We start from the raw sequence: 12749 nt of genomic DNA on the forward strand, positions 1-12749 counted from the left end.
CCCGAAGGCCGCCCCGGTCCAAAATTGAAAGAAGGCGTGCCATGCTATAGATGGCGTCTATGATCGACCGCTATCACCTGCGCTATTTCCTGAGCGTGGTGGACAGCGGCAATTTCTCGCGCGCCGCTGCGGCCTGCAACGTGTCGCAGCCCACGCTGTCGGTCGGCATCGCCAAGCTGGAGAAGGCGCTCGGCCGGCCGCTGTTCGATCGCACCAACCGCCGCGTGGCGCTGACCCCGGCGGGTGCGCGGCTGCTCGGCTATGCCCGTTCGATCGAGGCGGGCTTCGCCGGGGCCGAGCGCGCGGTGGCCGACAGCGGCACGGCGGCGACGCTCCGGCTCGGCGTGCTCGTCACCACGCCCGCGCACTGGATCGAGGCGGCACTGGCACGCACGGGCGACGAGCGCCGCATCGAGATCGTCGAGGGCCGCGACCGCGAACTGCGCGAGCGGCTGGCGCGCGGGCGGATCGACCTCGCGCTGCTGGCGCTGCGCGACGACGATCCGCCCGCCGCCGCACGGGTGCTGCTCGACGAAGGCTATGCGCTGGCGCTGCCCGCCGCGCACCGGCTGGCCGGACGGGCGCAGATCCGGGCGGAGGAGCTGGTCGACGATCCGATGATCGTGCGCCGCCACTGCGAACTGCTGGGAGAGACCAGCCGCTTCTTCACCGCGCGCGGCGTCCGCCCGCCCTTCCCCGCGCGCACCACCAGCGACGACCGCGCGCTCGGCTATGTCCGCGCGGGGCTGGGCGTCACCGTCATGCCCGACGGCTTTCGCAGCCCCGGCGTGGCGCGGGTGCCGCTGGAAGGGTTCGCCCATCGCCGCACGCTGGGGCTGCTGGCCGCGCCGCATGCCGATGCGGCGACGCTGCTGGCCGAACCGGTCGCCGATGCGCTGGCGGATGCCCTCGCACACACCGGCTTGCGCACCGCCCCGTAAGACGGTACACGGCCAGCCCGACGCGGGTGTAGCTCAATGGTAGAGCAGAAGCTTCCCAAGCTTACGACGAGGGTTCGATTCCCTTCACCCGCTCCACCGGCAGCCTGAACCCCCATATATCCGCCGTTCCGTCCCGCGGATACGTCCCGACGAGTAGCCGGGGCCGGCGACGGCTTTCCGGCTCGACGGCGGCAGGGTCGCGGCGGGCCTCCTGCGGAACGCGGCACGACGGGCGATGACTATCGGGCGGACATGACCTATCGTCCGCCGATGAATCAGCCCCGCCGATGCGGGCCAGCACGTTGGACCCGTCGCCCCCGATGAACGCCGTCGAAATCGAAGAAGCCGTATCCGACCTCGTCCAGCAGCCGTTCGACGCCGCCGAATTCCCCTACCAGTTCATCACCGCGTTCGGTGCGAAGAAGGCGACCGTCGACCGGCTGCGCGCGACGAAGAACGGCACCAACCAGTCCGACGTCGGCGGCGTCCTGCAACGCAACAACATCCATATCGGCATCGCCCCCGCAGGCGAAGTCGGCGCGACGCTCGCCGCGCTGCGCGCCAGCCCCAGGACCGCCAGCGCCAGGGCCAAGTTCCTCCTCGCCACCGACGGCGAGACGGTGGAGGCCGAGGATCTGGTCGGCGGCGACGTCATCGCCTGCGCCTATGCCGACCTGCCGCGCCACTTCGCGACCTTCCTGCCGCTTGCCGGAATCTCGACGGTCAAGGAGATCAAGAACAACCCCATCGACGTGAAGGCGACGGGGCGGCTCAACAAGCTGTATGTCGAGCTGTTGAAGGACAATCCCGACTGGGCGACCGAGGAACGGCGGCACGCGCTGAACCAGTTCATGGCGCGGCTGATCTTCTGCTTCTTCGCCGAGGATACCGGCATCTTCCGCGAGAACCAGTTCACCGCCACCATCACGCAGATGAGCCATGCCGGGCACGGCGGCGGCGACGGGCAATGGGGCAACACGCACGAGGTGCTGACCGAGCTGTTCCGCGCGATGGACACGCCGGTCACGCATCAGGGCAATCTCGACGACCGCTATCGCCGCGCGGCGGGCATCCGGCCCTATGCCGACGTCTTCCCTTACGTGAACGGCGGCCTGTTCACCGGCGCGACGACAAGCCCGCGCTTCAGCCGCACCGCGCGCGCGTACCTGCTGCGCGCGGGCGAGCTGGACTGGAAGGAGATCAACCCCGACATCTTCGGATCGATGATCCAGGCGGTCGCCGACGACGGCGAGCGCGGCGAGCTGGGCATGCACTATACCAGCGTGCCCAACATCCTGAAGGTGCTGAACCCGCTGTTCCTCGACTCCCTGCGCGAGCAGCTGGAGGCGGCGGGCGACAGCCGCCAGAAACTGCGCAACCTGCGGCGGCGGCTGGCGCACATCCGCGTGTTCGATCCGGCGTGCGGATCGGGCAATTTCCTCGTCATCGCGTACAAGGAGATGCGCGCGATCGAGGCGGCGATCGTCGAGCGGCTGGGCGGCGAGGCCAATCTGAAGCTGGACGAGCGGCGCAGCGTCATCCCCTTGAGCAACTTCTACGGCATCGAGATCAAGGGCTTCGCCGCCGAGATCGCCCGCCTCGCGCTGCTGATCGCCGAGTTCCAGGCGGACTGCCTGTACCTCAGCCAGCAGGAAGCGCGCGCGATGGTGCTGCCGCTGCACAAGACGGGGCAGATCACGGTGGGGAATGCGTTGCGGCTGGACTGGCTGGAGGTGTGTCCGCCGGTGCAGGGTGCGTCGGGGGCGGAGCATGATCTTGGCGGGCCGACCGGGCGGTTGGCGTTGGATGAAAGTTCGCTAAGTCCTGCTGCGTCTGCTGAGACCTACCTCTGCGGAAACCCACCCTATTCTGGCTATAATAAACAGTCATCTGATCAAAAGGCCGATCTAGAACTGGTTTTTTCTCCGATCATGAAACGTTGGGGAAATTTGGATTATGTGGCTGGGTGGTTCCTGAAGGCTGCGCAATTGCTGAAGGTTGGGGGCAGCGCGGCTGCGTTCGTTTCGACTAATACCGTTTGTCAAGGTGGACAGGTGCCTATTATTTGGCCAGCGATCCTTGCACTAGGTCAGAAGATTATTTTTGCTCATACGTCTTTCAAATGGGCAAATCTGGCGGCGCATAACGCCGGAATCACCGTGGTTATTGTAGGAATTGCGTCAGCTTCAGCATCGCTAGCCAGCGCAACGCTGTTCGAAGAGGGTGATGATGGCGTCACAGCTCGGATAATTCCGAATATCAATGGTTATCTCGCTGCGGCACAAGACATATTTGTTCATGCCTCATCAGTACCGTTATCCGATCTTGCGAAAATGAATTTCGGAAATCACCCCTATTACGCAGCTGATTTGATATTTTCTCGTCAGGACGCGCGCGACATAATTTCAAAAGACCGGCGATCCGAAGAATTCATCCGACCGTACTATGGCTCGACTGAGGTGATTTACGCCACGCCACGAATGTGCATCTGGGTTCGGGAACCCGATGCCGAAAGAGCGTCAGAAGTACCGGATTTTCAACGTCGGTTCGAAGCGGTTTTTGCAGACCGCATTGCGAAGCCTACCGACAGCACCGCGGCAGCCTTAGTGAAATCACCATATCGGTTTCGTGACCAAGTCGAATCGGAGAATTATTTCATCGCAGTTCCGCAAACAAGTTCGGAGAATAGGCAGTACCTTCCTTGCGATGTTATTTCGGCACCTGCGGTGGTGAGTTTCAAGTGCTTTGCTATTCACGATGCGCCACTCTGGAACCTAGCTCTAGTTGCGTCACGGTTGCATTGGGTCTGGATCGGCACGGTCTGCGCGAGGATGCGTACCGACTTCTCCTACTCCAACACCCTCGGCTGGAACACCTTCCCCGTCCCCAAGCTCACCGAACAGGACAAGGCCGATCTCACCCGCACCGCCGAGAACATCCTGCTCGCGCGCGAGGCGCATTTCCCCGCGACCATCGCCGACCTCTACGACCCGGACAACATGCCGGACGACCTGCGCCGCGCGCATGACGAGAATGACGAGGTGCTGGAGCGCATCTATATCGGCCGCCGCTTCCGCAACGATACCGAACGGCTGGAAAAGCTGTTCGACCTCTACACCCGGATGACCGCCAATGCCGGGCCGAAGGGGTCGAAGGCCAAGCCGCGTGGCAAGAAGGCGGCGTGAGGGCGGCGACCGCTCCGCAGGCCGCTTGATCGAAGGGCGACGATCCATTATGTATCGCAATTGAGATACAAGGGAGGCGATGATGGCGACGTCCATGCTCCACGTCCGGATGGACGAGCAATTGAAGGCGCAGGCGACGGCGGCGCTCGACGCGATCGGGCTGTCGACGGCGGACGCCGTCCGGCTGCTGTTCCACCGCATCGTCGCCGACCAGGCCTTTCCGCTGGAATTGAAGGTGCCCAACGAGGAAACGCGCGCGGCGATGGAAGAGTCCCGCCGGATGATGGAAGACATCAAGGCCGGGCGTGCCAGGCCGCGTTTCAGCAACGCCGACGAGATGTTCGCCGCCCTTGAGCGCGGGGAGTAAACGCGCGCGGCATCCGCGCGCCTGCACCTACCGGAAATCCTTCACCAAGGACCGGGCGCGGCTGAATCGATCCGACCGCTACGACATGCGGCTGCTGAAGTCGGTCATCCTCCTGCTGATCGCCAACGACGGACCGCTCGGCCCCGAATGGAAGGATCACCCGCTGAAGGGCGACTGGTCGGATTTTCGGGAATGCCATGTCGGCGGCGACTTCCTGTTGATCTATCAGGTCGATGACGCGGCCGGCAAAAGCGGCACGGTCGATTTCGTCCGCGCCGGCACCCATAGCGAGCTGTTCAACGAATGACCTCCAGCATCATCCCCCCAAGTTCGATTCCGGCCGTCCGCCTCGTCACCGGCCGCACCGGCGCCTCCTCCAGCGCCAACGAACTCGGCATGCGGCCGATGCAGGCGCGCGCCTATGCGCATCGCGGCGAGCAGTATCTGCTCATCAAGTCGCCGCCCGCGTCGGGCAAATCGCGCGCGCTGATGTTCATCGCGCTCGACAAGCTGCACAACCAGGGCGTCAGACAGGCGATCATCGTCGTCCCCGAACGCTCGATCGGCGGCAGCTTCGCCGACGAGCCGCTGTCGGCGCACGGCTTCTGGGCCGACTGGAGGGTGAAGCCGCACTGGAACCTGTGCAACACGCCCGGCGCCGACGACGTGAAGGTCGCCAAGTCGAAGGTGAAGGCGGTCGGCGAGTTTCTGGGCAGCGACGACACGGTGCTGGTCTGCACCCACGCCACCTTCCGCTTCGCGATCGACGCGCTGGGGATCGAAGCGTTCGACGGGCGGCTGATCGCGGTGGACGAGTTCCACCACGTCTCGGCGAACCCGGAGAACCGGCTGGGCGCACAACTGGGCCAGTTGATCGCGCGCGACAAGGTGCATCTGGTCGCGATGACCGGCAGCTATTTCCGCGGCGATGCGGTGGCGGTGCTGTCGGCGGAGGACGAGGCGAAGTTCACCACCGTCACCTACACCTATTACGAACAGCTCAACGGCTATCGCTGGCTCAAGACGCTCGACATCGCCTACAGCTTCTACACCGGGCGCTATATCGACAAGATCAACGACCTGCTCGATCCGGGCGTCAAGACGATCGTCCATATCCCCAGCGTCAACAGCCGCGAGAGCACCAAGGACAAGCATCGCGAGGTCGAGGAGATCATGGATCACCTCGGGCGATGGAAGGGCACCGACGCGCAAACCGGCTTCCACCTGATCGAGACGGCGGCGGGCGCGACGATCAGGGTCGCCGATCTGGTCGACGACGATCCCGCGAAGCGTGACCGCGTGGCGGCGGCCCTGAAAAGCCCGGAGGCGCGGAGCGACCGCTACCATGTCGACGTCATCATCGCGCTCGGCATGGCGAAGGAGGGGTTCGACTGGATCTGGTGCGAACATGCGCTGACCGTCGGCTATCGCGCCAGCCTGACCGAGATCATCCAGATCATCGGCCGCGCCACCCGCGACGCGCCGGGCAAGACGGTCGCGCGCTTCACCAACCTGATCGCCGAACCCGCCGCCGCCGACGACGTGGTGGCCGAAGCGGTCAACGATACGCTCAAGGCGATCGCCGCCAGCCTGCTGATGGAACAGGTGCTGGCCCCGCGTTTCGAGTTCACGCCGAAGGATGCCGGGCCGAAGGACGGGTTCGACTATGGTCCCGACGGCTATCAGCAAGGCCGCACCAATGTCGGCTTCAACGACGAACGCGGCCAGTTCCATTTCGAGCTGAAGGACCTGCTGCTGCCCGGCTCGGCAGAGGGCAAGCGCATCTGTGCCGAGGACATCAACGAGGTCATCACCAGCTTCATCCAGGACCGCCAGGCGATCGAACGCGGCCTGTTCGATCCCGAGGTGGTGCCCGAGGAACTGACCCAGGTGCGCATGGGCAAGATCGTCCGCGACCGCTACCCCGACCTCAGCGAGACGGACCGGGAGGCGATCCGCCAGCACGCCATCGCCGCGCTCAACATCACGCAACAGGCGGCGAGGATCGTCACCGAGACGGCGACCGACGACGGATCGGGCGAGCTGAAGGCGAACACCTCGTTCGTCGACGGCGTCCGCAAGTTCATGAACGTGCGCGAGCTCGACATCGACCTGATCGACCGGATCAACCCGTTCGATGCCGCCTGTGCGATCCTCGCCAAGGCGATGAACGAAAGCACGCTGCGCCAGGTGCAGGCCGCGATCTCCGCGCGCAAGACGACGCTGACCGAGGAAGAGGCACGCGCCTTCGCGATCCGCGCGCTCCAGTGGAAGCGCGAACGCGGCCGCGCGCCCGAGGCGACGTCGCAGGATCCGTGGGAGCGCCAGCTGGCGGAGGGCGTCGCCGCCTTCGCCCGCTTCCGCGCCAAGGCCCAGGCTGCGGGGGCGGCGCATGTCTGAGCTGACCGACGACGAACTCCTCGCCGAACTGGGTGTCGACCTCACTCCCAAAAAGGTCCGCGCCCGCACCCCGCGTGAGGAACGGATCATCGCGGGCTTCGAGGATATCGTGCGCTTCCGCGAGGAACACGGCCGCGTGCCGCAGCATGGCGCGGGCCGCGATATCTTCGAGCGGCTCTACGCCGTGCGGCTCGACCGGCTGCGCGCGCAGGCCGACTGCCGCGAACTGCTGGCGGAGATGGACGTGCACGGCCTGCTGGACGGCGCGGCCGATGCCGATGCGATCGACGATCTCGACGACGGCGCGCTGCTGGCCGAGCTGGGCATCGAAGCCGACGGATCGAACGACATCACCCGGCTGCGCAACGTCCGCTCCCATACGGATCGCCAGGCCGCCGAGGAGGTCGCCAGCGCCAGACGCTGCGCGGATTTCGCGACGTTCAGGCCGCTGTTCGACCGGGTGCAGACCGAAATCGCGGCGGGCATCCGCACCACGCGGCCCTTCGTCCGCGACCTCGGCATGTCCAAGGCCGACATCAAACCCGGCGAGTTCTTCATCGTCGGCGGGCAGATCGCCTATGTGGCCGAGGTGGGCGAGCCGATCGCGGCACCCAACGGCGACACCGACGCCCGCCTGCGCGTGATCTATTCCAACGGCACCGAAAGCGACCTGCTGCTCCGCTCGCTCCAGCGCGCGCTCTACAAGGACGAGGGCGGCCGCCGGATCACCGAGCCGGGCGCCGGGCCGCTGTTCGACGGCGCCACATCGGTCGAGGTCGAACCCGATCACCTGCCGACCGGGACGCTCTATGTCCTGCGCAGCCGCTCGACGCATCCCATGATCGCTGCGCACCGCAACCTCGTCCACAAGATTGGCATCACCGGCGGATCGGTCGAGGCGCGCATCGCCGGTGCCGCCGACGACGCCACCTATCTGCTGGCCGGGGTGGACGTGGTCGCCACCTACAAGCTGTACGACGTACACCGCGCCCGGCTGGAGGCGCTGGTCCACCGCGTCCTCGACCCCGTCCGCTTCGACGTCGAGATTGCCGATCGCTTCGGCAAGCCGGTTCGTCCGCGCGAATGGTTCCTGGTGCCGCTGCCCATCGTCGACGAAATCGTCGCCCGCATCGCGGACGGGACGCTGGCGGGCATGGTCTATGATCCCAAGGCGGCGGCCCTGGTTTCGCTCCACCGCCACGGCGGACCACCCGACGATCCGCACCGCCCATAGCGTGCCAGATGCCGCAGGGACCAACAGGGCAACCCTGCGGCACTGCTTCCGCCGGTCCCGCCGTGCATGCGCGGATCTGGAACGCGCCGCACGACCCGGGCTTGCCCTGCTGGATCGCGTCCGGCCCGATGCGCTTGCCGGACTATAGCGCCGGACGCGGCTCCTCCACCATGGCCGCGTTGCCCGTCCCGGGGTTGCGCGTTGCAACGGACGCCAACCGGCAGCACGAGGCTGATCGGACGAGCCACGAACCGCGGATTTCCGTGGCGTCCGGTGCAGCAAGACACTGGAACGGGACGCCCTCGCCCGCTCCACTCCCCGCCGCTACAGCCCCAGTTGATCGCGATCCGCCGTCGCCGCCACCAGTTCGGCGCGGGCGGTGGAGCGGCGGTATTCGGCGTCGAGCTGGCGCAGGCGCGCGTCCGCGGCACTTTCCTCGCGCAGGTTGACCACGAGGAAGTCGCTGGCGCCCAGCTGGAACCGGCGGCGCTCGGCGTCGGCCATGCGGTCGGCGAGCGCGGTTTCGTCGCGGGCCAGCGCCACCAGCCGGTCGGCGGTGGTCGCCTGGATCGCGAGGCCGTTGACCTCGACCAGTATCTGGTCCTCGATCAGCCGCTGGCGCAGGCGCAGCCCGTCGGCCTCCGCCGCCGCCTCGGCGATCTTGCCGCGCGCCGCCCGCCGCTCCAGCGGCATCGAGAAGCGCAGGCCGACGATCCCTTCGGTGGGCGTGCGGTTCGGTCCGCCGAGCCCCACCGGCCCGATATCCTTCGCCAGTTCGCCCTTCACGTCGAGCCGGGGCCGCAGCTCGTTCTCCGCCAGCAGCCGCTTGACCTCATTCTGTTCGAGCTTGACGAGGATCGAGCGGAGATCGGGCCGGTCGATCCGCCGCGTCAGGTCGCCGCCGAGCAACGGCAGGCGCAGTTCGGGAAAGCGGTCGGGCAAGCGGTCGGCGGCGGGGACGAGGCGTTCGCCCGCTTCGTCGCGCAGGTAGAAGGACAGCGCATTCGCCGCCGTCGCCAGTTCCTGTTCGGCGCGGGCGAGCAGCGTCTGGCGGCGGACCATGTTCTGACGGTTCTCGACGCTCAGGATATCGGGCCGCGCGCCCAGCGTGATCTGCCGCTCGATCGACGCCTGCCGCGCGGTCGCCAGCCCCAGCAGGTCGCGATAGACCCGCACCCGCATCCCCGCCGCGACCCATGCCTGATAGGCGTCGATCGCGCGGCGCTGTACCCCGATCGCCACCATCTCGCGGTCGAGCCGGGCGACGTCGATATCGCGCTCGGCCAGCCCCAGCCGCCCGCGCCGCTCGTCGATCAGCCGGTCGCGCATCAGCGCGAACACCGTGCCGACCTTCACCTCGCCCAGCCGGTTGGTGTACGACTTGTCCTCATAGACCGGAAAGGTACCGCGCGAGACGCGATAGTTGCCGTACAGCGCACCGCCGTTGGTGGCGAGCGGGCGGGTCGCCGATCCTTCGACGACGGTGCCGTCGTAATAGCCGAGCGGGCGCGACTTGGCATCGCCCTCGAACAGCAGGTCGAATGCCCCTTCCGCGGTCAGGCGGCGGCCATCGGCCTGCCGCTCGCGGGTGATCGCCTCGAGGATCGCGGGCGCATGCGTCGCCGACGAGCGCAGCACCGTGTCGAGCGTCAGCGGTTCGGCGGCGCACGGCAGCGCCGCCAGCAGCGCCACGGCAGTCACGAACGCGCGGATCATTTCTTCACCTTCGCGACCGGATCGGGCGCCACCTTCTTCGCCTCGTCCGCCGGGCGGCGGAATTCGAGCGGGAAGTCGTTGAGCTGCCGCCACAGTTCATAGCCGACGCTGACCGTCTCGCCCTGGATCCAGCCGCGCACCTTGCCGCCCAGCCGGACGTAATCGTCGCTCGGCCACGGGGCCGCGCCGGGCATCGGTTCGACCAGCACCCGGAACAGTCCGGTCAGTTGCGCCGAAGGGTCGATCGAGCGCACCCGCCCCGCGAACAGGCCGCGCGCGACCGACGGCCAGCCGCTGAACTGGATCGCGGGCCACCCCTCGAACGCAAGGCGCACCGGACGGCCGGTCCGGATGATCGCGATGTCGCGACCGTCGACCATCAGCTCGACGACGCGCACCGCCCGTGCCGGGGCCAGCGTCGCCAGCCGGTCGCCCGCCGACAGCAGCGTGGCACCGGCGGCGGCGTCGATCGACTGGATGCGCCCGTCGCGCGGCGAATTGACCGTCTGCACCGACTGGCGCTTCAGCGCGACATCGACGCGGCTGAGCTTCGCCCGCGCCTCGGCCAGCTTGGCGCGGTGGTCGGCGACCTTGATGAGCGCCGCCTCGTAATCGCGCCGGGCGGCAAGGCCCTCGGCCAGCAACTGGCCCGAACGCCCCACGTCGATCTGCGCCGTCGCCAGCGCCTGTTCCGCCGCCCCGATCTCGGCCACCACCTGCGCGCGCTCGGCGGCGAGGCGGGTGAGCAGTTCGGGGTCGTTGTCGACGATCCGCGCGATCGGCTGTCCCCGGCGCACCGTGTCGCCGTCGCGGACATACCATTGCTCGACGCGGCCCGGCACCAGCGCGGTCACGTCCTGCACGCGGTCGTCGGGATTGAGCGCCACGACCTGGCCGTTGCCTGCCGAGGTCTGCACCCACGGCACGAGGAACAGGACCGCCGCGACCGTCGCGATGCCGACGACGATCATCCACGCGAGGACGCGCGTCGCGCGCGGCGGGCGCAGGCCCGCCAGCGTGGGGAAATGGGCGAGTTGGTCAGGCTGGAAGGACATCGCTACCTCCTTCGCTGGCCAGGTCGATCAGTTCGCGCTCGTCGGCGCAGCGCCGCTGCTGCTGCGTGCCGAGCCACAGCCTGCCGTCGCGCGCCAGCCCCTGCGGCCGGCGGGTGAACTGGAGCACGGTGGTCGTACCCCGCAGCCGCTCGAGCACCGTATCCACCCGCCGCGTCGGCAGCAGGTCGTAGAGCGGCGAGAGGACCAGCAGCTTGGGGCGCGCCAGCAGCGCGGCGGACAGGCGCAGCGCCATCAACTCGCCCACCGACAGCGGCCAGCCCGAGGTCGATATCACCGTGTCGAGCCCGTCGGGCAATCCGCCCAGCCGCTCGGCAAGGCCCACCGTCTCCAGCGCCTCGACCATCCGCGCCGCATCGCCGGATGCAGCGAGGGTGAGGTATTCGCGGATCGACATCTCGACGAAGCTCGGCCGGTCGAGCACCATCACCTCGGCGCGCAGCCGGTACATGTCGAACCCGGCGATGTCGCGCCCGCCGACGATCACCAGCCCGCGCGCCGGGGTCTGGTGGCGCTTGAGCAGCATGATGACGGTCCGCTCCACGCCCGGCGCGGCGACGATCGCCAGCTGCTCGCCCGCCGCCACCGCGAAGTCGAGGCGATAGCCGTCCTGCTCGACGCCCGACAGACGGATCGATCCGTCGGCGGGGCCGTCGCCCTCGCGCCTGCCCGCCTCCTGCGGCACCTCCCAGAACAGCGACAGCTCCTCCAGCCCGGCGGCAAGATCGTACAGCGCCTCCAGATACGGGCCGAACTGGGCGATGCCGTAGAACACGCCCGACAGGATCAGCTCGGCGGCGACCAGCTGGCCGATCGACAGCTGGTTCTGGATGATGAGCCAGCCGCCCAGCGCCAGCAGCGCGGCGCTGGCCGTGGCATAGACGAACAGCAGCGCCAGCGTCTGCGAGAAGGTGTAGCGGAAATGCCGCCGGTGCGCCGCGACATAGTTAGCCGTCACCGCTTCCGACCGGTCCATCGCGAAGTCGAGGTGGCGGCTGGACTTGTAGAAGCCGTTCGACCCGCCGACCGTCTCCAGCCAGTGCGCCGCCTTGTGCTTGGCATGGCTCATCGCCACCGCGCTGCGGATCGCGCCCGACGCCCAGATCTGCCAGATCGCGAACAGCGCCAGCACCAGCACCACGTTGAAGGCGAGGAAGAACGGGTGATAGAAGCTGGTGACGACCAGCCCGACCGCGCCCTGCAACATGATCGTGAACGCGCCGATCAACAGGCTGGGCAGCGCCTTCTGCACCGTCACCAGATCGAAATAGCGGTTGAACAGGTCGTTGTTGCGGTTGTCGGCGAAGAACGGGTTCTGCGCATGGACGGCGCGCACGGTGATCTCCGCGACGATCCGGGCGAACAGCCGCCGCTCGAACAGCGCCAGCAGGTGGATGCGGAACGCCGCCAGCGTCCCCGCGAACAGCAGCAGCAGGAACAACAGCCCGGCCAGCGTGAACAGCGGCGCGGGCAGCGCGGTATTGGCGACCGAATTGATGAGCACCTGCACCGAAATCGGCGTCGCCAGCGTCAGCAGCGAGATCGCGACGCCGTAGATGATCGCCAGCCGCACGAATGCGGCGTCCGGTGCCAGGACCAGCCTGATCCAACCGGCAAAGGCCCGAATCCCCGGGCGAGTGTCCGCCATGCCTGCGCGCCTCCCTGATTCGTTATACTATCGATGCATGGCAGGGGGGCATGCACGCAAGACCCGTTGGGGCAAGAGGCCATTCCGGTAGTGCAACCATTTGTAACGAACCGGCGACGCTACGGAATCACGGCGTTTGCGCGCGGCAATGTCGCCGGGCGGACGCTGCTTCGGCCCAAGCGGAC

The 12749-nt window shown here is 67.4% G+C and carries 9 protein-coding genes and 1 tRNA gene; 7 read left to right on the forward strand and 3 right to left on the reverse strand.

Features of this window, described 5'->3' with window-relative positions; genetic code table 11:
- Positions 1–59: 59 nt before the first annotated feature.
- The 7 genes from ABLE43_RS08185 (at position 60) to ABLE43_RS08215 (ending at position 8127) form a co-directional block, all read left to right on the forward strand.
- Complete coding sequence (locus ABLE43_RS08185; RefSeq protein ID WP_348978001.1) at positions 60–941, forward strand: LysR family transcriptional regulator; 882 nt, start codon at positions 60–62, stop codon at positions 939–941.
- A gap of 22 nt (positions 942–963) precedes the next feature.
- A tRNA-Gly gene (locus ABLE43_RS08190) sits at positions 964–1037 on the forward strand.
- Positions 1038–1261: 224 nt separating this feature from the next.
- On the forward strand, positions 1262–4126 hold the full coding sequence (locus ABLE43_RS08195; RefSeq protein ID WP_348978002.1) for a class I SAM-dependent DNA methyltransferase: 2865 nt from the start codon (positions 1262–1264) through the stop codon (positions 4124–4126).
- Positions 4127–4208: 82 nt separating this feature from the next.
- Entirely contained in the window at positions 4209–4493 is a 285-nt protein-coding gene (locus ABLE43_RS08200; RefSeq protein WP_348978003.1) for a type II toxin-antitoxin system RelB/DinJ family antitoxin, read from the forward strand.
- Positions 4477–4800: a type II toxin-antitoxin system YafQ family toxin gene (locus ABLE43_RS08205; RefSeq protein ID WP_348978004.1), complete on the forward strand. Its 324-nt coding sequence runs from the start codon at positions 4477–4479 to the stop codon at positions 4798–4800. The genes ABLE43_RS08200 and ABLE43_RS08205 overlap by 17 nt, the downstream gene beginning before the upstream one ends.
- Positions 4797–6893, forward strand: a complete 2097-nt coding sequence (locus tag ABLE43_RS08210) for a DEAD/DEAH box helicase (protein ID WP_348978005.1) — start codon at positions 4797–4799, stop codon at positions 6891–6893. The genes ABLE43_RS08205 and ABLE43_RS08210 overlap by 4 nt, the downstream gene beginning before the upstream one ends.
- Positions 6886–8127 carry a GIY-YIG nuclease family protein gene (locus tag ABLE43_RS08215; RefSeq protein ID WP_348978006.1) on the forward strand — a complete coding sequence of 414 codons (1242 nt, stop codon included), beginning with the start codon at positions 6886–6888 and terminating at the stop codon, positions 8125–8127. The genes ABLE43_RS08210 and ABLE43_RS08215 overlap by 8 nt, the downstream gene beginning before the upstream one ends.
- A 324-nt stretch (positions 8128–8451) precedes the next feature.
- Here ABLE43_RS08215 and ABLE43_RS08220 read toward each other — a convergent pair whose 3' ends face one another.
- The 3 genes from ABLE43_RS08220 to ABLE43_RS08230 are packed head-to-tail and all read right to left on the reverse strand — an operon-like array spanning position 8452 to position 12564.
- The gene (locus tag ABLE43_RS08220) at positions 8452–9843 is read right to left on the reverse strand and encodes a TolC family protein (RefSeq protein ID WP_348978007.1); all 1392 of its coding nucleotides are present in this window, start codon (positions 9841–9843) and stop codon (positions 8452–8454) included.
- Positions 9840–10898, reverse strand: a complete 1059-nt coding sequence (locus ABLE43_RS08225; RefSeq protein ID WP_348978008.1) for an efflux RND transporter periplasmic adaptor subunit — start codon at positions 10896–10898, stop codon at positions 9840–9842. The genes ABLE43_RS08220 and ABLE43_RS08225 overlap by 4 nt, the downstream gene beginning before the upstream one ends.
- The gene (locus ABLE43_RS08230) at positions 10882–12564 is read right to left on the reverse strand and encodes an ATP-binding cassette domain-containing protein (RefSeq protein ID WP_348978009.1); all 1683 of its coding nucleotides are present in this window, start codon (positions 12562–12564) and stop codon (positions 10882–10884) included. The genes ABLE43_RS08225 and ABLE43_RS08230 overlap by 17 nt, the downstream gene beginning before the upstream one ends.
- Between the last annotated feature and the right edge of the window lie 185 nt (positions 12565–12749).

Source organism: Sphingomonas silueang (genome assembly GCF_040049155.1).
Lineage (GTDB): Bacteria > Pseudomonadota > Alphaproteobacteria > Sphingomonadales > Sphingomonadaceae > Sphingomonas > Sphingomonas silueang.